Annotated in this window: 19 protein-coding genes; 4 read left to right on the top strand and 15 right to left on the bottom strand. The window is 71.5% G+C overall.

The window, feature by feature from the left end; genetic code table 11:
- Positions 1-54 precede the first annotated feature (54 nt).
- Positions 55-1,902: an endonuclease/exonuclease/phosphatase family protein gene (locus ACFWIA_RS11355; RefSeq protein ID WP_387002709.1), complete on the top strand. Its 1,848-nt coding sequence runs from the start codon at positions 55-57 to the stop codon at positions 1,900-1,902.
- A gap of 51 nt (positions 1,903-1,953) precedes the next feature.
- Here ACFWIA_RS11355 and ACFWIA_RS11350 read toward each other — a convergent pair whose 3' ends face one another.
- The 13 genes from ACFWIA_RS11350 to ACFWIA_RS11290 all read right to left on the bottom strand — a co-directional run bounded on the left by ACFWIA_RS11350 (position 1,954) and on the right by ACFWIA_RS11290 (position 13,740).
- Complete coding sequence (locus ACFWIA_RS11350; protein ID WP_387002707.1) at positions 1,954-3,117, bottom strand: hypothetical protein; 1,164 nt, start codon at positions 3,115-3,117, stop codon at positions 1,954-1,956.
- Positions 3,114-3,707: a SigE family RNA polymerase sigma factor gene (locus tag ACFWIA_RS11345; RefSeq protein WP_387002705.1), complete on the bottom strand. Its 594-nt coding sequence runs from the start codon at positions 3,705-3,707 to the stop codon at positions 3,114-3,116. The genes ACFWIA_RS11350 and ACFWIA_RS11345 overlap by 4 nt, the downstream gene beginning before the upstream one ends.
- Positions 3,708-3,873: 166 nt before the next feature.
- Entirely contained in the window at positions 3,874-4,863 is a 990-nt protein-coding gene (dapD, locus tag ACFWIA_RS11340) for a 2,3,4,5-tetrahydropyridine-2,6-dicarboxylate N-succinyltransferase (protein WP_387002703.1), read from the bottom strand.
- Between the two features lie 200 nt (positions 4,864-5,063).
- Positions 5,064-5,486: an ATP-binding protein gene (locus tag ACFWIA_RS11335; RefSeq protein ID WP_387002701.1), complete on the bottom strand. Its 423-nt coding sequence runs from the start codon at positions 5,484-5,486 to the stop codon at positions 5,064-5,066.
- Between the two features lie 125 nt (positions 5,487-5,611).
- Positions 5,612-6,826 carry a helix-turn-helix domain-containing protein gene (locus ACFWIA_RS11330; RefSeq protein ID WP_387002699.1) on the bottom strand — a complete coding sequence of 405 codons (1,215 nt, stop codon included), beginning with the start codon at positions 6,824-6,826 and terminating at the stop codon, positions 5,612-5,614.
- 227 nt (positions 6,827-7,053) lie between these two features.
- Positions 7,054-7,389: a metal-sulfur cluster assembly factor gene (locus ACFWIA_RS11325; RefSeq protein ID WP_385485314.1), complete on the bottom strand. Its 336-nt coding sequence runs from the start codon at positions 7,387-7,389 to the stop codon at positions 7,054-7,056.
- Positions 7,386-7,844 carry a Fe-S cluster assembly sulfur transfer protein SufU gene (gene sufU / locus ACFWIA_RS11320; protein ID WP_387002697.1) on the bottom strand — a complete coding sequence of 153 codons (459 nt, stop codon included), beginning with the start codon at positions 7,842-7,844 and terminating at the stop codon, positions 7,386-7,388. The genes ACFWIA_RS11325 and sufU overlap by 4 nt, the downstream gene beginning before the upstream one ends.
- A gap of 10 nt (positions 7,845-7,854) precedes the next feature.
- The gene (locus tag ACFWIA_RS11315; protein ID WP_385485318.1) at positions 7,855-9,123 is read right to left on the bottom strand and encodes a cysteine desulfurase; all 1,269 of its coding nucleotides are present in this window, start codon (positions 9,121-9,123) and stop codon (positions 7,855-7,857) included.
- On the bottom strand, positions 9,120-9,884 hold the full coding sequence (gene sufC / locus ACFWIA_RS11310; protein WP_387002695.1) for a Fe-S cluster assembly ATPase SufC: 765 nt from the start codon (positions 9,882-9,884) through the stop codon (positions 9,120-9,122). Before sufC ends, ACFWIA_RS11315 begins: the two co-directional genes overlap by 4 nt.
- Before the next feature lie 7 nt (positions 9,885-9,891).
- Entirely contained in the window at positions 9,892-10,209 is a 318-nt protein-coding gene (locus tag ACFWIA_RS11305) for a non-heme iron oxygenase ferredoxin subunit (protein ID WP_385485322.1), read from the bottom strand.
- Positions 10,206-11,390 (bottom strand): Fe-S cluster assembly protein SufD, encoded by a 1,185-nt coding sequence (gene sufD, locus ACFWIA_RS11300; RefSeq protein ID WP_387002693.1) that lies wholly within the window; start codon positions 11,388-11,390, stop codon positions 10,206-10,208. The genes ACFWIA_RS11305 and sufD overlap by 4 nt, the downstream gene beginning before the upstream one ends.
- A 77-nt stretch (positions 11,391-11,467) precedes the next feature.
- Positions 11,468-12,889, bottom strand: a complete 1,422-nt coding sequence (gene sufB, locus ACFWIA_RS11295; RefSeq protein WP_387002691.1) for a Fe-S cluster assembly protein SufB — start codon at positions 12,887-12,889, stop codon at positions 11,468-11,470.
- The gene (locus ACFWIA_RS11290) at positions 12,886-13,740 is read right to left on the bottom strand and encodes a helix-turn-helix transcriptional regulator (RefSeq protein ID WP_387002689.1); all 855 of its coding nucleotides are present in this window, start codon (positions 13,738-13,740) and stop codon (positions 12,886-12,888) included. Before ACFWIA_RS11290 ends, sufB begins: the two co-directional genes overlap by 4 nt.
- Before the next feature lie 254 nt (positions 13,741-13,994).
- Here ACFWIA_RS11290 and ACFWIA_RS11285 point away from each other — a divergent pair, with 254 nt between their 5' ends.
- From ACFWIA_RS11285 to ACFWIA_RS11275, 3 genes are all read left to right on the top strand, one after another.
- A complete protein-coding gene (locus ACFWIA_RS11285; RefSeq protein ID WP_387002687.1) occupies positions 13,995-14,927 on the top strand; it encodes an ABC transporter ATP-binding protein in 933 nt (310 codons plus the stop codon).
- A complete protein-coding gene (locus ACFWIA_RS11280; protein ID WP_387002685.1) occupies positions 14,924-15,739 on the top strand; it encodes an ABC transporter permease in 816 nt (271 codons plus the stop codon). The genes ACFWIA_RS11285 and ACFWIA_RS11280 overlap by 4 nt, the downstream gene beginning before the upstream one ends.
- A gap of 84 nt (positions 15,740-15,823) precedes the next feature.
- Positions 15,824-16,810 carry a heme A synthase gene (locus ACFWIA_RS11275; protein WP_387002868.1) on the top strand — a complete coding sequence of 329 codons (987 nt, stop codon included), beginning with the start codon at positions 15,824-15,826 and terminating at the stop codon, positions 16,808-16,810.
- A 63-nt stretch (positions 16,811-16,873) separates the two neighbouring features.
- On the opposite strand, the gene ACFWIA_RS11270 is transcribed toward ACFWIA_RS11275, so the two are convergent.
- Together ACFWIA_RS11270 and ACFWIA_RS11265 are read right to left on the bottom strand one after the other, a co-directional pair.
- Entirely contained in the window at positions 16,874-17,977 is a 1,104-nt protein-coding gene (locus tag ACFWIA_RS11270) for an amidohydrolase family protein (protein ID WP_387002683.1), read from the bottom strand.
- Complete coding sequence (locus tag ACFWIA_RS11265) at positions 17,977-19,314, bottom strand: glutamine synthetase (protein WP_387002681.1); 1,338 nt, start codon at positions 19,312-19,314, stop codon at positions 17,977-17,979. The genes ACFWIA_RS11270 and ACFWIA_RS11265 overlap by 1 nt, the downstream gene beginning before the upstream one ends.
- Positions 19,315-19,596: the final 282 nt, after the last annotated feature.

Genomic DNA, 19,596 nt, shown 5'->3' with positions numbered 1-19,596 from the left:
CTCCCGCACCACCCGTCACCACCCCGCACGCCCCACCCACCCGGAGGGATTCCCTTGCCGAGCAGAACCTCGACCCGTCTGGCCGCGCTCACCGTCGCCGCCGTCTGTTCCACGGTGACGACCGTGGTCCTGACCATCCCGGCGCACGCGGCGGACCCCGTCCCGTCCCCGACCGCCATCCACGACGTCCAGGGCACCACCCGGACCTCCCCGCTCGTCGGCACCCAGGTCACCGGCGTCCTGGGAGTCGTCACCGGCGTCCGCGCCTACGGCTCGTCCCGGGGCTTCTGGTTCCAGGACACCGCCCCGGACGACGACCCGGCGACCAGCGAGGGCCTGTTCGTCTTCACCGGCTCCACCCCGACGGTCACGCCCGGCGACGCGGTGCAGGTGTCGGGAACCGTCACGGAGTTCGTCCCGGGCGGTGCCGCCAGCGGCAACCAGTCGCTCACCCAGCTCAGTCGACCGACCGTGACGGTGGTGTCCACGGGCAACCCGCTGCCCGCCCCGACCACCCTGGACCGGCGGTCCGTTCCCGACGCGTACGCCCCCACGGGTGATCCCGCGGCGGGCGGATCGGTCAACGGCCTCCCGCTGCGCCCGCGCACGTACGCCCTCGACCGTTACGAGTCGTTGGAGGGCATGAACGTCCGGGTGGGCACCTCCCGGGTGGTGGGCGCGACCGCGTTCAGCGAACTGTGGGTCACGGTGAAGCCGGACGAGAACGACAACCGCCGCGGCGGCGCCGTCTACGGCTCCTACCGGGACCAGAACACCGGACGGCTCAAGGTCCAGTCGCTGGTCCCGGTCGCCGAGCGGCCGTTCCCCGCCGCTAACGTGGGCGACGTGCTGAAGGGCGGCGCCGAGGGCCCCCTGGACTTCAACCAGTTCGGCGGCTACACGCTGACCGCACGGACGCTCGGCACGGTCGTGGACCGCGGACTGGAACGGGAGCGGACCCGCCCGCAGCACGACAAGGAACTCTCGGTGGCGACGTACAACGTCGAGAACCTCGACCCGGGCGACCCGCAGGAGAAGTTCGACGCGCTCGCCGAGGCCGTCGCCACGAACCTGGCCTCGCCGGACGTGCTGGCCCTGGAGGAGGTCCAGGACAACAACGGGCGCACCCAGGACGGCACGGTCGCCGCCGACGTCACGATCCGCAGGTTCGTCGACGCGATAGTGGCCCACGGCGGCCCGCGCTACGACTGGCGGTCCATCGATCCGGTGGACGGCCGGGACGGCGGCGAGCCGGGCGGCAACATCCGTCAGGTCTTCCTCTTCAACCCCGAGCGGGTCTCCTTCACCGACCGGCCCGGCGGGGACGCGACCACCGCGACCGGGGTGACCCGGGTGGACGGCCGCGCGGCCCTGACCCTGTCGCCGGGGCGGATCGCTCCCGCCTCCGAGGCCTGGACCGACAGCCGCAAGCCGCTCGCCGGGGAGTTCGTCTTCCGGGGCCGCACCGTGATCGTGATCGCCAACCACTTCGCGTCCAAGGGCGGGGACCAGGCGCTGACCTCGCAGTTCCAGCCCCCGGCCCGCTCGTCGGAGGTCCAGCGGCACCGCCAGGCGACGGAGGTGAACGCCTTCGTCAAGGACGTCCTGAAGGTGCAGCGCGACGCCGATGTGATCGCCCTGGGCGACATCAACGACTTCGAGTTCTCCCGCACCACCCGGCTGCTGGAGGACGGCGGCGCCCTGTGGTCGGCGGTCAAGTCACTGCCGGCGGGCGACCGCTACTCGTACGCGTACCAGGGCAACAGCCAGGTGCTCGACCAGATCCTGGTGAGCCCGTCGGTGCGGTGGGGCCGCTTCGCGTACGACTCGGTGCACCTCAACGCCGAGTTCGCCGACCAGAACAGCGACCACGACCCGCAGGTGCTGCGACTGCGGCCCTGAGCGGGCGGGGTCCCGGGGCGGGTCGACGTCCGTCCCGGGACCCGCGGCCGGTCAGCGCGGTGCGAACACCGGCACCCAGCGGCCCTCGCCCACCTCCGGGCGGCCCCCACTGAGGGGGAGGGAACGGCCGGTGCGGACGTCGACCAGGGTGAGCCGGCCGGTGGACCCCTCGTCCTCGCAGAGCTTCGGCGCGCAGCGCCAGACGATCGCCCGGTCACCACCCGGCCAGCCGACGGGCTTTTCTCCAGCGGCCGGTTCCTTGGCGTCCACCGTGGGATACTCGACGCCCCCTTCCAGCAGCCGGCCCTCCGTCATCTTCAGCTCCGAGGGCCCGACCGGCTTGCCGTCGAGATTCCGGACCCCCGCGCCCTGCGGCCCCGAGAACACCGCGCCCGGCGACACGTACCCGGGGGTCGGGTTCGGGACGTGGACCCGTTCGCCGTCGGCGGTGAAGTCGTAGTCGACCCGGCGGAGGCTCTCCTGGGGAAGGGCGCCGAACACGGCCTCGGACACCGTGACCCGTGTCCGGTGCCATTCCTCCTCGCCCGAAGCGAGGTCGATGACGCTGAACCCGGTCCGGTCGGACGACACACCGCCGTCACCCGAGGGCCTGACGTCCGGGTCCGTCCGGTACGTGGTGCCCACCAGTCGGGTCCCGTCCGGGGAGAAGGCCACGGCCGCGACCGCTTTGCGCACCGTGATCCACCGGGTGACTTTCCCGGTGTCCAGGTCGACCAGGCCGATCCGGCGGGTCGGCAGGGCGCCCTGGAGGACGGCGGCGGTGCCCAGCCCCGGAGCCACGTCCACGTACGACCACGGGGCCTTCTCGTACCTGCCTGACGACCGGTTCAACAACCGGTACGTGCGGTCGTACGCCGTGGTGTCGTTCGCCTTCTCCGAGGTGGCCACGGTGTAGTACGCGCCGACCGCCAGGTCCCCCGCGGCGATCAGTTCGCGCGGCGGCGACTGGTCCGGGCGGGCGAGCACGTCGTCGTCCGACCAGTCGGCCGCCGGGGTGGAGGCCGCCGTGTCCCCGGGGAGCACCTGGCTCCCGGTGAGCCCCAGCGCGATCACCGCGGCGACCGCCGCCGCGCCCCGCAGTCGGTTGCCCCGGCGGCGGGCGGCGAGCACCCGGTCGGCGAGGTCGGCGGGGGCGGGGGCCACCGCGGTGGCCTGCGCGCGCAGTGTTTCCTTCAACAGGCCCTCGGTGCTCATCGGGCCACCTCCTCGTACACGATGCCGTCAGGGGTCCACGGTGTGCGGCCGTCGTCCGGTGGTGCGTCGGACGGCCCGTCGGGTGCGGTCGCCACCAGTGCGGTGAGTTCCGGGGCGAGGGTGCGCAGCCGGGCCAGCGAGCGGTGGGCGGTGGAGCGCACGGTGCCGACCGAGCAGCCGAGCGCGTCGGCCACCTCGGCCTCGGGCAGGTCCTCGAAGTAACGCAGCACCAGCACGGTCCGCTGGCGCGCGGTGAGCCGGGCCAGGGCGTCCAGCAGGACGATCCGCAGTTCGGCGTTCGCATGGGCGTCGGCAGGTGCGGCGGCGTCGGGCAGGTCCGCGACGGTCAGTTCCCGTCGGGGCCACTTCAGCCGCCAGCGGTCGACCTGCTGCCGGTACAGGACGCGGCGCACGTACGCCTCGTGGTCGTCGATCCGGTGCCAGCGGGCCACGACCTTGAGCAGGGCGCCCTGGAGCAGGTCCTCGGCCGCGTGCCGGTCGCCTCCGGTGAGCAGGACCGCGGTCCTCAGGAGGGCGGAGGACCGGTTCGCCACGAACTCGCGGAACCCTCGTTCGTCTTCGGCATTCATCGACACCTTCCCCACTCGGCGGGCGACCCGGTCGGGGCGCCTCCGCTCCTGGGGACGGGGCGGCGGGCGGCCCGCTATGCGGCTCGGGCGATCCCCGGGGGGGCACGACGGAGGGCGGCCCGGTCGGCGGGCCCCCCGCCGTCCGGACCGCCCTCGGGGCCACGGGTCAGTTGTGGCTGTGCAGGACCTCGTTCAGGCCGCCCCAGACGGCGTTGTTCGGGCGGGCCTCCACGGCGCCGGTGACGGAGTTGCGGCGGAAGAGGATGTGCGAGGCGCCGGACAGCTCACGGGCCTTGACGATCTGGCCGTCGGGCAGCGTGACGCGGGTGCCGGCGGTCACGTACAGGCCCGCCTCGACGACGCACTCGTCGCCGAGGGCGATGCCGACGCCCGCCTCCGCGCCGACCAGGCAGCGCTCGCCGATGGAGATGATGACGCTGCCGCCGCCGGAGAGGGTGCCCATCGTGGAGGCGCCGCCGCCGATGTCGGAGCCGTCGCCCACGACGACGCCCGCGGAGATGCGGCCCTCGACCATGGAGGTGCCGAGCGTGCCGGCGTTGAAGTTGACGAAGCCCTCGTGCATGACCGTGGTGCCGGCGGACAGGTGCGCGCCGAGGCGGACCCGGTCGGCGTCCGCGATCCGCACCCCGGTCGGGACGACGTAGTCCGTCATCCGGGGGAACTTGTCGACGGAGGTCACCTGGAGGTGGAGGCCTTCGGCGCGGGCGTTGAGGCGGACCTTCTCGATGTCGTCGACGGCGACCGGACCCAGCGAGGTCCAGGCGACGTTGGCGAGCAGCCCGAACACTCCGTCGAGGCTCTGGCCGTGCGGCTTGACCAGCCGGTGGGAGAGCAGGTGCAGCCGCAGGTAGGCGTCGTGGGCGTCGAGCGGCTTGTCGTCCAGGGAGGCGATGACCGTGCGGACCGCGACGACCTCGACACCGCGGCGGGCGTCGGCGCCCACCGCCTTGACGGCACCCTCACCGAGGAGTTTCGCCGCGTGCTCGGCGGTCAGCCGCTCGGTGCCGGCCGGGCCGGGCTCGGAGGTGAGTTCCGGGGCGGGGAACCAGGTGTCGAGGACGGTGCCGTCGGGGGTGACGGTGGCGAGCCCGGCGGCAACGGCGCCGGTGGTGCGTGCAGCAGTCGTGTCGGTCATGAGGGAATCTTAGGGGTTGTCCACCCGGTACTCGCAGCGTCCCATCAGTCCACAGAGACCAGGTCAGAGGCGAATCGGCCACACAGGGACGGTCATTCCGTGAGACATCCGCACCATCACGCCGTCCCGTGTGAGCGTACGTCACCGGCTCTGCGTCCGGCTCACGGTTCATGTCTCGCGCCGGACCACTGCGCGCGTGCTCATCCTTGTGCCTTCCCGTGCAGTTCTGCCCAGACTCGCTTGCCCCAGGGCAACGACTCGGTTCCCCAGTTCTCAGCCAACTCCGCCACGAGCGCGAGGCCGCGCCCGCTCTCGCGCTCCGGGTCCGGCTCCCCGCGAACCGGGGACACCCGGGAGAAGTCCACGACGCCGACGCGCACGCGCCCCGTCCCGGGGCGCTCGATGGTGATCCGGATGGATTCCCGGCGGGCGTGCTGGACGGCATTCGACACGAGTTCGGAGACGATCAGGGCGCCGTCCTCCGCCAGGTCGTCCAGGCGCCACACGGCACACGCGGCGCGGACCAGGCGTCGGGCCGGCGCGGCGCTCTCGGGCTGACGGGGCAGAGTCTCGCTGTACCCGGGGTGTCCGGTCCTGCGAGCCCGCGTTGCAGGTTGCGGCATGTCGGTCTGCTCTCTCAGATCGGCCGAGCCCCAGGGCCGGTCGCACGGCCGCCGGGGTGCTGTCCGCTCATGAAAGCGACACGCCAGGGACGTTGACAGGGGCGCAACGTCCCACTTTCCGCACGCTATTCGCTGACCCCCAGGAACTCGGCCAGCGGTCGAAGTCCCGGCGGGTGGTGGGGGAGAGCCCAGAGGTCCCGAACTATGGCCACGGCCAACGTGTGGTGCTGCATCCAGGTGGGCGCCACCCGGCGCAGGGACTCCAGCGCCTTCACCGCTCCGGCGGCATCCCCGGTGTCCGTGTGTGCTCGGGCCACGTCCAGCAGCAGCCACGTCCGCCAGGACGGCGGAGTGTCTTTGCTCAGCCGCATTCCCTTGGCGAGCGCCAAGGCGTCGTGCGGGTGCCCGTACTGCACGGCGAGGCGGACGCGTTCGATGCGCACCGACGACGGGCTGAAGACGCTGACCATGCGGTGGTCAGCGCCCGCAGGCAGCTCGGAGACACGGGCCGCTTCCTTCTCCGCTCCCGCCATCAGCTCGGCCGCCCGCTCGTAGTCGCCGCTGCGTGCGGCCGACGTAGCAGCACTCATGGTGAGGGCACCCCACACCTTCAGCCCGTCGGCCGTGTCCGTGTGGCCGCCGCTTTCGATGGCTTCAGCCGCGCGAAGGGCGATCCCCAGGGCGTCTTCCAGGCGACCTTGCCGCTGGTAGGTCCAGGCGACAGAGTTCACGATCATGGGAACCAAGAGCGGGTCCGCGGAATGCTCCGCTGCGTCCATGGCCCGCTCCAGGCTCGTGAGGGCAAGGTCTGTCTTGCCCATGCGCACGGCGACGTGCCCGGCGAGCTGGAGTGCCTTGCCCAGGGCTGCGAAACCGGCCTTGCGGTCCTCGTCGCTTCCGGACACCGTGGCTGAACGCGCGTCGGTGATCAGGTCGGGGAGACTCTTCATCACCGTGTCGAACTCGGCTGCGTGGTACTGAGACCAGCCGTCTGCGATGTGCTCGCGCAATTGGTCCGTAGAGAAGTCCTGGCCGGTCGGCTCCGGCTGTGGCCCCCACAGTACGGGCATGATCGCCCTGCGCACGGCGACGAAGCGCGGCCCGTCGCTCTCTCCGCTTGCCGAGACCGCAGGGGGGTCGCCCAGCAGTGTGGTCAGCTCCACGCCCAAACCGTTGGCGAGAGCGTGAAGCGTGGGGAGCCGTGCCGAGTGCTTCCGCCGCTGTTCGAGCTGACGGATCACATCGACTGACACGCCAGAGCGTTCGGACAACCCTTCTTGGGTCAAGGCGGCCAGACGGCGCAGGCGGCGCAGGGTCTTCCCCAAGTCTTCGTTTGCCACGCTGCCACGGTACTCCCGCCGTGCTCAGGGCAGAGCGCCGATGACGCCACCGCTCGCGCGCTGGGCGGGGCCGTCCGCGACGGTCCCCGGAGATGGCGGCTCAGCCGGTCCTGAAGCGCATCGAGCGCCGCTCGTGGTGGGCCGGGGTGGGGTGGCGGTCCCGGGAACACGCCCGAGGGGTGCCACCGGATCGCGGTGGCACCCCTCGCAGTACGGCGGGGACGGGCTCAGACGTTGAACCCGAGGGCCCTCAACTGCTCACGGCCGTCGTCCGTGATCTTGTCCGGACCCCACGGCGGCATCCACACCCAGTTGATGCGCAGTTCGCTGACCAGGCCCTCGGTGGCCGACTTCGCCTGGTCCTCGATGACGTCGGTCAGCGGACAGGCCGCCGAGGTCAGCGTCATGTCGATGGTGGCGATGTTGGCGTCGTCCACGTGGACGCCGTAGATCAGCCCCAGATTGACCACGTCGATCCCCAGCTCGGGGTCGACCACGTCGAGCAGCGCCTCGCGGACCTCTTCCTCCGAGGCGGGCTTCATCAGGGTGTCGTTGTCCGTCATGCGGTCTTCGCCTCCTCCGCGAGGGCCTGGGCCGTCGCATCCTTCCAGGCCATCCAGCTCAGCAGGGCGCACTTCACCCGTGCCGGGTACTTGGAGACCCCGGCGAACGCGACCGCGTCCTCCAGGAGCTCTTCCATCTCGTCGTCCGGTTCCACCCGGCCCTTGGACTGCATCAGCTCAAGGAACACGCCCTGGATCTTCTGGGCCTCGGCGAGTTCCTTGCCCACGAGCAGGTCGTTCAGCACCGACGCGCTGGCCTGGCTGATCGAGCAGCCCTGGCCCTCGTAGGAGATGTCGACGATCCGCTGCCCGTCGTACTTGACCCGGAGCGTGATCTCGTCGCCGCACGTCGGGTTGACGTGGTGCACCTCGGCGTCACCGTCCCTCAGACCACGCCCGTGCGGGTGCTTGTAGTGGTCGAGGATGACGTCCTGGTACATCGAATCAAGCTTCACCGTGTGACCCCTAGCCGAAGAAGTTCCGTACGTGTTCCAACCCGTCGACCAGTGCGTCGATCTCGGCCGGAGTGGAGTACAGATAGAACGACGCCCTGGTGGTCGCGGGAATTCCGTACCGCAGGCAGACCGGCCGCGCGCAGTGGTGGCCGACCCGGACCGCGATGCCCTCCTCGTCGAGCACCTGACCCACGTCGTGCGGGTGGATGTCGCCGAGGGTGAAGGAGATCGCGGCGCCCCGGTCCTCGGCCGTGGTGGGGCCGATGATCCGCAGGTCGGGCACGTCCAGGAGCCGCTTGACGGCGTACTCCGTGAGGGCGTGCTCGTGCTGGGCGATCCGCTCCATGCCGATGCCGCTGAGGTAGTCCACCGCCGCGCCCAGGGCCACGGCCTGGGCGATCGGCGGGGTGCCCGCCTCGAACTTGTGCGGGGCCGGGGCGTAGGTCGAGGAGTGCATGGACACCGTCTCGATCATCTCGCCGCCGCCGAGGAACGGGGGCAGGTCCTCCAGGAGCTCCTGGCGACCCCACAGCACCCCGATGCCCGTCGGTCCGCACATCTTGTGACCGGTGAAGGCCACGAAGTCGGCCTGGAGCGCCTGGACGTCCATCGGCATGTGCGGGGCGGCCTGGGAGGCGTCGATCAGGACCAGGGCCCCGACCTCCTGGGCACGGCGCACGATGGCTTCGACCGGGTTGACGGTGCCGAGGATGTTGGAGACCAGCACGAAGGAGACGATCTTCGTCTTCTCGGTGATGACCTCCTCGATGTTCGACAGGTCGAGCCGGCCGTCGTCGGTGAGGCCGAACCACTTCAGCTTCGCGCCGGTGCGCTGCGAGAGCAGCTGCCAGGGCACGATGTTGGAGTGGTGCTCCATCTCCGTGATGACGATCTCGGTGTGCTGGTCCACCCGGTAGGGCTCGTCGGCCCAACCGAGCATGTTGGCCACCAGGTTCAGCGACTCCGAGGCGTTCTTGGTGAAGATCACCTCGTCGCGGCTGGGCGCGTTGATGAACGCGGCGACCTTGTCGCGCGCGCCCTCGTACAGCGCGGTGGCCTCCTCGGCGAGCACGTGCACACCGCGGTGGACGTTGGCGTTGTGCTGTTCGTAGTACTCGGCGATCACGTCGAGTACCTGGCGCGGCGTCTGCGAGGTCGCCGCGTTGTCCAGGTAGACGAGCTTCTTCCCGTCGTGGATCACCCGGTCCAAGATCGGGAAGTCCTTGCGGAGCGCCTCAGTGTCGAGGAGACCGGGGAGCCCCTGTCGGGCTGCTGTCACGCGGACGCGCCTCCCTTCACGTACGCCTCGTAGCCCTCGTTCTCCAGCTTGTCGGCGAGTTCGGCGCCGCCGGACTCGGCGATCCGACCGTTGGCGAAGACATGGACGTAGTCGGGCTTGATGTACCGCAGGATGCGGGTGTAGTGCGTGATGAGCAGGGTGCCCACCTCGCCGGTCTCGCGGACGCGGTTGACGCCCTCGGACACCACGCGCAGGGCGTCCACGTCGAGGCCGGAGTCGGTCTCGTCGAGGATGGCCACCTTCGGCTTGAGCAGTTCGAGCTGGAGGATCTCGTGGCGCTTCTTCTCGCCGCCGGAGAAGCCCTCGTTGACGTTGCGCTCGGCGAAGGCCGGGTCCATGTGGAGGCGCTCCATGGTCTCCTTGACCTCCTTGACCCACGTCCGCAGCTTGGGGGCCTCACCGCGGACGGCGGTGGCGGAGGTGCGCAGGAAGTTGGAGACGGAGACGCCGGGGATCTCGACCGGGTACTGCATGGCGAGGAACAGGCCGGCGCGGGCCCGCTCGTCGACGGACATCTCCAGGACGTCCTCGCCGTCGAGGGTGACGGTGCCGCCGGTGATCTGGTACTTGGGGTGACCCGCCAGCGAATAGGCGAGGGTCGACTTGCCGGAGCCGTTGGGGCCCATGATGGCGTGCGTCTCGCCCTGCTTCACGGTCAGGTCGACGCCCTTGAGGATCTCCTTCGTGGCGTTGTCGGCCTCGACGGTGACGTGCAGGTCTCGGATTTCAAGCGTTGCCATGGGTGCCTCAGGACTCCTGGGTGAGGGAGACGAGCACATCGTCCCCTTCGATCTTTACGGGGTATACGGGGACGGGGCGCGTCGCGGGAAGGCCGGACGGCTTGCCGGTGCGGAGGTCGAAGCTGGAGCCGTGCAGCCAGCACTCGATCTGACAGTCCTCCACCTCGCCCTCCGACAGGGAGACGTTCGCGTGGGAGCAGATGTCGTAGATGGCGAACACCTCGCCTTCGGTGCGTACGACCGAGACGGGCAGGCCGTCGAGCTCCACCCGCATCGGGGTGTCGTCCTCCAGCTCGCTCAGTCCGCAGGCGCGTACGTACGTCATGCGACGGAAGCCTCCAGCTCTCGCTCGATCTTGGCGATCAGCCGCTCCTCGACGTCGGGCAGTCCGATCTGCTGGACCAGCTCGGCGAAGAAGCCGCGCACGACGAGGCGCCGGGCCTCGTGCTGGGGGATGCCGCGGGCCATCAGGTAGAAGAGCTGCTCGTCGTCGAAGCGGCCGGTCGCGGAGGCGTGTCCGGCACCGACGATCTCGCCGGTCTCGATCTCCAGGTTGGGGACCGAGTCGACCCGGGCGCCGTCGGTGAGGACGAGGTTCCGGTTCATCTCGTAGGTGTCGGTGCCCTCGGCCGCGGCCTGGATGAGCACGTCGCCGATCCACACCGCGTGCGCGCCCTGCCCCTGGAGCGCGCCCTTGTAGACGGCGTTGGACTTGCAGTGCGGCGTGTTGTGGTCGACCAGGAGGCGGTGCTCCTGGTGCTGCCCGCGGTCGGTGAAGTACAGCCCGAACAGCTCGGCCTCGCCACCGGGCGCGGCGTAGGCGACCCGGGGGTGGAGACGGACCAGGTCGCCGCCGAAGGTGACCACGACGGAGCGGAAGGAGGCGTCCCGACCGATCAGCGCGTTGTGCTGGGCGACGTGGACGGCGGTGTCGTCCCAGTCCTGGACGGAGACCACGGTGAGCTTGGCGCCGTCCCCGAGGACGTAGTCCACGTTGGAGGCGAACACGGCGTCACCGGTGTGGTCCACGACCACGACGGCTTCGGCGAAGGCGCCCAGCTCGACGACCTGGTGGCCGTAGGCGGTGCCGCCCTCGCCGTGCACGGCGATGCGGACCGGCTCGGTCAGGACGGTGTCCTTGGGCACGGTCACCACGGTCGCCGTGGTGAAGCCGGAGTACGCCTGTGCGGCGACCCGGTCGACGGGGGTGCCGGCCCGGCCGAGACGGGCGTCCTCGCGGCCCACGGTCTCGACGGTGACGGCGGCGGGCGCGTCGACCACGACCTTGACGCCGGAGTCGGTGGCGACGGCGGTGCCGTCGTGCAGCCCGCGCAGTCGGTTCAGCGGGGTGAACCGCCACTCCTCCTCCCGGCCGTGCGGCACGGGGAAGTCCGCGACGTCGAAGGACGGCGGCGCGCTCATGCGGGTGGCGACGGTCGACTCCGCCGCCACCGCGATGGCGCCTGCGGTGGTGGACCCCACCGGGGTGTTCTGAGCCTCAGCCATGGCTGTCTTGGTGCTCGCTTTCTGATGAAGACGTGACGCTGCGGGGGCCGCGCGGGCCCCGGGGGGCGGGGGCCGGGTCAGCCGACCGCGCCCTCCATCTGGAGCTCGATCAGCCGGTTCAGCTCAAGGGCGTACTCCATGGGCAGCTCCTTGGCGATCGGCTCGACGAAGCCGCGCACGATCATCGCCATCGCCTCGAACTCGGTGAGGCCGCGGCTCATCAGGTAGAAGAGCTGGTCCTCGGAGACCTTGGAGACGGTCGCCTCGTGCCCCATCGACACGTCGTCCTCGCGGACGTCCACGTAGGGGTAGGTGTCCGAGCGGGAGATCGTGTCCACGAGCAGTGCGTCGCACAGCACGTTCGACTTGGCGCCGGGCGCGCCCTCACCGATCTCGATGAGGCCGCGGTACGAGGTGCGTCCGCCGCCCCGGGCCACCGACTTGGAGACGATGTTCGAGGAGGTGTTGGGGGCCATGTGGACCATCTTGGCGCCCGCGTCCTGGTGCTGGCCCGCGCCCGCGAAGGCGATCGACAGGGTCTCGCCCTTGGCGTGCTCGCCCATCAGGTAGACGGCCGGGTACTTCATGGTGACCTTGGAGCCGATGTTGCCGTCGACCCACTCCATGGTCGCGCCCTCGTAGGCCACGGCGCGCTTGGTGACCAGGTTGTAGACGTTGTTCGACCAGTTCTGGATCGTCGTGTAGCGGCAGCGGGCGCCCTTCTTCACGATGATCTCGACCACCGCGGAGTGCAGGGAGTCCGACTTGTAGATCGGCGCGGTGCAGCCCTCGACGTAGTGGACGTAGGCGTCCTCGTCGACGATGATCAGCGTCCGCTCGAACTGGCCCATGTTCTCCGTGTTGATGCGGAAGTAGGCCTGGAGCGGGATCTCCACCTGCACGCCCTTGGGGACGTAGATGAAGGAGCCGCCGGACCACACGGCCGTGTTCAGCGAGGCGAACTTGTTGTCACCGACGGGGATGACGGTGCCGAAGTACTCCTTGAACAGCTCCGGGTGCTCCTTGAGCGCGGTGTCCGTGTCCAGGAAGATGACGCCCTGCTCCTCCAGGTCCTCGCGGATCTGGTGGTAGACGACCTCGGACTCGTACTGCGCGGCGACACCGGCGACCAGGCGCTGCTTCTCGGCCTCGGGGATGCCGAGCCTGTCGTACGTGTTCTTGATGTCCTCGGGCAGGTCCTCCCAGGACTCCGCCTGCTTCTCCGTGGAACGCACGAAGTACTTGATGTTGTCGAAGTCGATGCCCGACAGGTCCGAGCCCCAGCTCGGCATGGGCTTCTTGTCGAACAGGCGCAGGCCCTTGAGACGGAGCTTGGTCATCCACTCCGGCTCGTCCTTCTTGGCCGAGATGTCCCGGACGACGTCCTCGCCCAGTCCGCGCTTGGCGGAGGCACCGGCTTCGTCGGAGTCGGCCCAGCCGTATTCGTACGTACCCAGGCCCTCTAGTTCGGGGTGGGCAGTCTCCGTGGGGAGAGTCATGCGGGGTTCCTCCCGGCCGTGCTTGCTGATGGGTGACGCTCTGTTCGGGGTGGTGTGCGCGGTGCCGTCCGGCCCGGTGGGTCCGGCGGCTGACGGGGTCCGTCCGGGTCGGGCGCCGCGAGGGCGTCCGCACCGTCCGGGGCGTTCGGGATGTACGTGGTGCAGACGCCGTCGCCGTGGGCGATGGTCGCCAGCCGCTGGACGTGCGTCCCGAGGAGACGGGAGAAGATCTCCGTCTCGGCCTCGCACAGCTGTGGATACTGCTCCGCCACGTGGGCGACCGGGCAGTGGTGCTGACACAACTGCTCGCCGCGCTGGCTGCCGGGCGCGCTACGCGCCGTAGCAGCGTACCCGTCGGCGGTGAGGGCCCTGGCCAGCGCCTCGGTCCGCTTCTCGGGCGGCGCGGCCTCGATCGCGGCGCGGTACGACTCGGCCAGGGTCTCGATCCGGTCGCGCGCGAAGGCGGCGACGGCGGCCTCGCCGACGGCGCCGCCGCCGGCGGTCCGCGCGATCCAGCGCAGCGCGTCGGCGGCCAGCTTGTCGTACGACTGGTCGAAGGCGTCGCGGCCACAGTCGGTCAGCACGAAGACCTTGGCGGGTCGACCCCGGGTACGGGCCCCGTAGACGCGCTGTTCGCGGGCCTCGACGACGTCGTCGCCCACCAGTGCGTCCAGATGGCGCCGGACGGCGGCCTGGGTGAGGCCGAGCCGGCCCGCGAGGTCGGCCACCGTCGACGGGCCGTGGTCCAGGATGGAGCGCGCGACACGGTTGCGCGTCGAACGCTCACCGGTCGCGGAGTCTTCCTGCGGCACCCCCTGAGGGGCTGCCCGGACCTCGCCGACGTATTTCACAACGCCATTGTTGCGTAATTCCCCGAGGGCGGACAAGCGACCGAGGTCAGCCAACACGGTGGCATCCATCACTAAGGGTTACCTAACCGGCTCTGGTCTGCTAAGGAAGCCGGAACCCGCCCGGCCGCCCCGCTCAGAGCGCCCGCACAGTGTCCCCCATCCGGCCCGGTGCCCCGCTCCGCCCCCGCGCCCCGCCGGCCGGCGGGGCACCCCGCGACCCCGGCACCCGGCACGGCTCCCTAGACTTGCGCCTCATGCGAAGCGAGCCCGTCCTCCAGGTCCAGGGCCTGGTGAAGCGGTACGGAACCAGGCGCCCCAAGACCGCCGTCAACGGCCTCGACCTGGTCGCCGGGCCCGGGATCACCGCCGTGCTCGGCCCCAACGGCGCCGGCAAGACCTCCACCATCGAGGTCTGCGAGGGCTACCGCGCACCGGACGCCGGCACCGTCCGCGTCCTCGGCCTCGACCCCCAGCGCGACGCCGCGGCGCTGCGCCCCCGGATCGGGGTGATGCTCCAGTCCGGCGGCGTGTACTCCGGCGCCCGCGCCGACGAGATGCTGCACCACGTCGCCCGGCTGCACGCCCACCCCCTCGACGTACCGGCACTGATCGACCGGCTCGGCCTCGACAGCTGCGGACGCACCACCTACCGGCGGCTCTCCGGCGGGCAGCAGCAGCGGCTCGCGCTGGCCATGGCCGTCGTGGGCCGCCCCGAGCTGGTCTTCCTCGACGAGCCCACCGCCGGACTCGACCCCCAGGCCCGCCGCGCCGCCTGGGGCCTCGTCCGCGACCTGCGCGCCGACGGGGTGAGCGTCGTGCTCACCACGCACCACATGGACGAGGCCGAGCAGCTCGCCGACGACGTCGCGATCATCGACGCCGGCCGGGTCATCGCCCAGGGCTCCCCCGAGCAGCTGTGCCGGGGCGGCGCCGAGAACACCCTGCGCTTCACCGGACGCGTCGGACTGGACGTCGGCGCCCTGCTCAAGGCCCTGCCCCCGGACTCCCAGGTCGACGAGGTGAGCCCCGGCGCGTACCGCGTCGCGGGGACCGTCGACCCGCAGCTGCTGGCCACCGTCACCTCCTGGTGCGCGCAGCACGGGGTGATGCCGGACCGGATCTCGGTGGAGCGGCACACCTTGGAGGACGTCTTCCTGGAGCTGACCGGTAGGGAGCTGCGCTCATGACCGCCGAGGCGAACACCGCCGCCGACACGCCCGCCCGCGCGGGTGGGGGACCCGGCACCTTCGTGCCCCGCCCCGGGGCGGCCCCGCTGCCCCGGATGATCGCCGCGCAGGCCGTCCTGGAGACCAGGATGCTGCTGCGCAACGGCGAACAGCTGCTGCTGACGGTGATCATCCCGGCCCTGCTGCTCGCCCTGTTCAGCTCGGTCGACATCGTGGACACCGGGGAGGGGAAGGCCGTCGACTTCCTCGCACCGGGGGTCCTGGCCCTCGCCGTGATGTCGACGGCGTTCACCGGCCAGGCCATCGCCACCGGCTTCGAACGGCGGTACGGCGTGCTGAAGCGCCTCGCCGTCTCCCCGCTGCCGCGCTGGGGGCTGATGACCGCCAAGTCCCTGTCGGTCCTGGTGGTCGAGGTGCTCCAGGTGGCGCTGCTGACCGTGATCGCGCTCGCCCTCGGCTGGTCGCCGCACGGCAACCCGCTGACCGTGCTGCTGCTGCTCGCGCTCGGCACGGCCGCCTTCTCGGGTCTCGGGCTGCTGATGGCCGGGACGCTGCGGGCCGAGGCGACGCTCGCTGCCGCGAATCTGGTCTTCCTGTTGCTGCTGATGGGCGGCGGCGTGGTGGTGCCGCTGGACAGGTTCCCGGAGGCGGCACGCACCGTGCTGGAGTTCCTTCCGATCGCCGCGCTGTCCGAGGGACTGCGTGACGTCTTGCGGGACGGCGCCGGGATTCCCTGGCGTGACCTGGGCGTCCTCGCGGTGTGGGCGGTCGCGGGGCTGGGTGCGGCGGGGCGCTTCTTCCGCTGGGAGTGAGCGCCGTCCGACGCGGGGGCACGCGAAACGTCCCCCTCGTGAAGGCGTGCACAAGCACCCGCCTACCATGTGCACGTGCCAAAAGTGACCCGAGACGACCTCGTTGAGGCCGCGCGCAACCCGCTCGCCTACATCGCCGATCGTTGGACCCCCACCACCCGCATCGTGCAGCGCGCCGCCATGGCGGCGCTCGTGATGATGGTCGTCATCGTCGTCACCGGCGGGGCCGTCCGGCTCACGGGCTCCGGCCTCGGGTGCCCGACCTGGCCCAAGTGCACCGACGACTCGCTGACCACGACCCGGGAGATGGGCCTCCACGGGATCATCGAGTTCGGCAACCGGCTGCTGACGTACGTGCTGTGCGCGGCCGTCGGCTGGGCCATCATCGCCGCCCGTTCGCAGAAGCCGTGGCGACGCTCCCTGACCCGGCTCGGCTGGGCCCAGTTCTGGCTGGTCATGGGCAATGCGGTGCTGGGGGGCATCGTCGTTCTGGTGGGCCTCAACCCGTACACGGTCGCCGCCCACTTCCTGCTGTCCACCGCCCTGATCGCGGTGGCGACGGTGATGTGGCAGCGCTCCCGGGAGGGCGACGCACCGCCCAAGCCGCTGGTCGGCAAGGCCGTGCAGCAGCTGGTCTGGGTGATGGTCGTGGTGACGGGACTGCTGATCGCCGTCGGCACGGTGGTCACCGGTGCGGGGCCGCACGCGGGTGACTCCAGCGACGTGCCCCGGATGGACGTCGACTGGGAGGCCGTCACCAAGGTGCACGCGGTCCTCGCCTGGGTCGTGGTCTCCCTGACCTTCGCGCTGTGGTTCGTGCTGAAGGCGGTGGACGCGCCCCGCGGTCCGCTGAACCGGTCCCGGGACCTGTTCCTGATCCTCATGGCCCAGGGCGCCATCGGGTACGTGCAGTACTTCACGGACCTGCCGGAGGTCTTGGTCGGGGCGCACATGCTGGGCTCGTGCCTGGTGTGGATCGCGACCCTACGGGTGCTGCTCGCGCTACGGGAGCGACCGGAGCTGCCGGTGCCGGTGCCCGCCCGGAGCGGTTCCGCACTGTCGTCCGTCTGACCCCACCGGGGTCGTACGCCTCACCGGGGCCACCGGAGCACCGCTCCCGTGGCCCCTTCGGCGTCAGAGCCGGTAGACGCGGCGGGCGTTGGCCGAGGCCAGCATCTTCGCCACCCGGTGGGCGTCCGGGTACCCCCAGGAGCCGTCGCGCACCCACTCGCCCAACAGCTCCTCCAGGGCGGTGCGGAACAGTCGGGCCCCGATCACGTACAGCTCCGGCAGGGCGTAGCCGTCGGTGGAGAACAGCAGCTTGCCGAACGGGGTGAGCTCCAGCATCTCCGCGAGCAGCGCCCGGGCGCGGGCTCCGGTGTGGCCGAGGGTGAGCCCCATGTCGGCGTAGACGTGCGGGAAGACGGCCGCGAGGTAGCCCGCGCCCCGGTGGTAGGGGTAGCCGTGCAGCAGCACCAGGTCGCAGCCGCTCCCGGCGGTGGCCTTCACGAAGTCGGTGAGCAGCAGCGGGTCCGCGTGGTCGAGCCGTAGGTCGGGGTCCCCGAAGCCGGTGTGCAGCTGGAGCGGCAGCCCGGTGTCGACCGCGGTCCACAGCAGGTGGCGCAGGAGGACCGGGTGGGTGAGCCGGTCCCCGGGGCTGCGGGCGCCGAGCCACTGTCCGGCAGCGGTCAGCACCTCGGCGGCGGTCGGGGCCTCGGGGGCGAGGGCGAGACCGTGCCGGTAGGCGACCACGGACTTGAACCCGGCGGCGGTCCGCGCCGCGGAGTCCACCGAGGCGTCCAGGGCGTCCACGAACGTCCGGGCGTCGTCGAAGGCGTCGGCCGCCCGCTCGGCGAGGACTTCGAGCCGGACGATCTCCCGGGCCCGCCCGCCCCCCGCTCGGGACAGTTCCTCGGGGGTGGTGAGGTCGCCGGGCAGTCCGGTGTCGACCAGGAAGGTGCCGATGCCGGTGGCGCCCAGGAGCCTGCGGTTGGCCTCCGCCGCGCCGAGTTCGCGGCGGCGGGCCAGGTAGCGGGCCGGTGAGGTGTACGGGTCGAGGCCGAGCAGCGGTGGGCACCAGCGGCGGACGGCGAAGCCTGCCTGGGTGTCGAAGAAGCTGGTGCCGGGCGCGGCCGGGGCGTCGGACTCGGTGAGGTACGAGGCGAACACGTCGGCGTCCGGGTCGTCGAGGAGCACGCCGTGGCAGTGGTGGTCCACGAGCGGGGGCAGGTCGAACATCAGTACCGCCAGCGGGTGTCGGCGGCGATGCGCTCCGGGGCGCTGTCCGCGAAGTCCTCGGCCTCGGCCCGCCGCACCGCGAGCACGGCCCCGTACAGGACCTCGCCCATGGCCTGGCGCAGTTCGTCGCTGGCGGTGAGGTGGTCGACCGCCTCGCCCAGTGAGCGGGGGAGCCGCGGTACGTCGGCGAGGCCGGCGGGGTCGCCCGTCACCGGGTCGGGGAGCTTGGCCCCTTCGGCGATGCCCGCGAGGCCGGCGATGATGACGCTGCCGGCGAGGAGGTACGGGTTGGCGGTGGCGTCGAAGCACTTCAGCTCGGCGTGTCCGTCGCCGGGGATCAGGCGCAGCGCGGCCTCCCGGTTCTCCACCCCCCAGCAGCGGTAGGCACCCGCCCAGCGGGAGGGAGCCAGTCGTAGGTAGCTCGCCGGGGACGGGGCGCCGACGGCGAGCAGCGCGGGCAGCCGGTCCAGGACCCCGGCGAGGAAGGCCGCCGCGTCGGGGGCGAGGCCGTACGGTGCGCTGGGGTCGCGGTGCAGGTCGGTGCCGTCGCGGTGCAGACCGAGGTGGAGGTGGCAGCCGTTGCCGACCTCGCCGGCGGTGAAGGTCGGCGCGAAGGAGGCGCGCAGCCCGTGCCGGGCACTGACCGCGCGGATGGTCTCGCGGACGAGGACGAGGTCGTCGGCCGCGGCGACCGGGCCGTCGGCGGGGGCGGTGGAGATCTCGAACTGGCCGGGTGAGTACTCGGGGTGGAACTGGAGCACCCGTACGCCCTGGTCGGTGAGGGCCCGCAGCAGGTCACGGCCGTAGTCGGCGAGTTCCACGATCCGGGTCATGCCGTAGGCGGGCCCGGTGGTGGGGCAGGTGCCGTCCGGGCGCCGCAGGATCCACTCGGTCTCGAACCCCATGGTCAGGGTGAACCCCAGCGCGGCGGCCCGGTCGGCGGCGGCCCGGGCGAACAGGCGCTGGCAGGAGGCGTAGGGACGGCCGTCCTGTTCGTAGCGGTCGGCGGGCGACCAGGCCCAGCCGGGCTGGGCGGCCAGCGGGACGATGCGGTCCGGGTCGGGGAAGAGGCGCAGGTCCCCGTCGGGGCCGCCGAGGTGCGGTGAGCTGACCATGCGGTCGGCGGAGGTGTAGACGTCGAAGCAGGGGGCCATGCCGACGCCCCGTTCGGCGACCTCGGTGAGCCGGGCCAGGGGGAAGGTCTTGGCGCGGCAGATCCCGGCGTTGTCGACGATGGTCAGGGCCACGGTCTCGACGCCTCGGGCGGCCAGTTCCGCGGCTCGGACCCGCCACTCCGGCTGCGCCGCACGTCCGTCGCTGGCGTCCCTGGTACCCATGGCGCGCTCCTCGTTTCGACCGATGATCCCTGACACCTTCCCTGGGATAACGGCCGGGACGCGTGCGGGGCACGTTGGCCCGTGCGGGGGCGTTGGCGGGTTTGCGCAGTTCCCCGCGGGTGCGCTGTCCCGTGCGGGTGCGCCGTGGATTTCGCGCAGTTCCCCGCGCCCCCTATCGGGCGCATCCTCGGCACGTGCGCTGTCCCCTGCGGGTACGTCGTGGGATTGCGCAGTTCCCCGCGCCCCTATCGGGGCGCTACCAGCGGGTGCGAGCCGGACAAC

Origin of the sequence: Streptomyces sp. NPDC127068, from assembly GCF_042724695.1 — a bacterium.
In the GTDB taxonomy this organism is placed as follows: Bacteria; Actinomycetota; Actinomycetes; order Streptomycetales; family Streptomycetaceae; genus Streptomyces.
Note: the sequence above shows the minus strand (reverse complement) of the source record. Positions and strands in the feature narration are given on the sequence as shown.

What these genes read in the sequence shown, in the direction of transcription:
- ACFWIA_RS11350 (WP_387002707.1), bottom strand. Translation starts at nt 3,117, where the DNA reads ATGAGCACCGAGGGCCTGTTGAAGGAAACACTGCGCGCGCAGGCCACC.
- ACFWIA_RS11345 (WP_387002705.1), bottom strand. Translation starts at nt 3,707, where the DNA reads ATGAATGCCGAAGACGAACGAGGGTTCCGCGAGTTCGTGGCGAACCGG.
- dapD (WP_387002703.1), bottom strand. Translation starts at nt 4,863, where the DNA reads ATGACCGACACGACTGCTGCACGCACCACCGGCGCCGTTGCCGCCGGG.
- ACFWIA_RS11335 (WP_387002701.1), bottom strand. Translation starts at nt 5,486, where the DNA reads ATGCCGCAACCTGCAACGCGGGCTCGCAGGACCGGACACCCCGGGTAC.
- ACFWIA_RS11325 (WP_385485314.1), bottom strand. Translation starts at nt 7,389, where the DNA reads ATGACGGACAACGACACCCTGATGAAGCCCGCCTCGGAGGAAGAGGTC.
- sufC (WP_387002695.1), bottom strand. Translation starts at nt 9,884, where the DNA reads ATGGCAACGCTTGAAATCCGAGACCTGCACGTCACCGTCGAGGCCGAC.
- ACFWIA_RS11305 (WP_385485322.1), bottom strand. Translation starts at nt 10,209, where the DNA reads ATGACGTACGTACGCGCCTGCGGACTGAGCGAGCTGGAGGACGACACC.
- sufD (WP_387002693.1), bottom strand. Translation starts at nt 11,390, where the DNA reads ATGGCTGAGGCTCAGAACACCCCGGTGGGGTCCACCACCGCAGGCGCC.
- sufB (WP_387002691.1), bottom strand. Translation starts at nt 12,889, where the DNA reads ATGACTCTCCCCACGGAGACTGCCCACCCCGAACTAGAGGGCCTGGGT.
- ACFWIA_RS11285 (WP_387002687.1), top strand. Translation starts at nt 13,995, where the DNA reads ATGCGAAGCGAGCCCGTCCTCCAGGTCCAGGGCCTGGTGAAGCGGTAC.
- ACFWIA_RS11280 (WP_387002685.1), top strand. Translation starts at nt 14,924, where the DNA reads ATGACCGCCGAGGCGAACACCGCCGCCGACACGCCCGCCCGCGCGGGT.
- ACFWIA_RS11270 (WP_387002683.1), bottom strand. Translation starts at nt 17,977, where the DNA reads ATGTTCGACCTGCCCCCGCTCGTGGACCACCACTGCCACGGCGTGCTC.
- ACFWIA_RS11265 (WP_387002681.1), bottom strand. Translation starts at nt 19,314, where the DNA reads ATGGGTACCAGGGACGCCAGCGACGGACGTGCGGCGCAGCCGGAGTGG.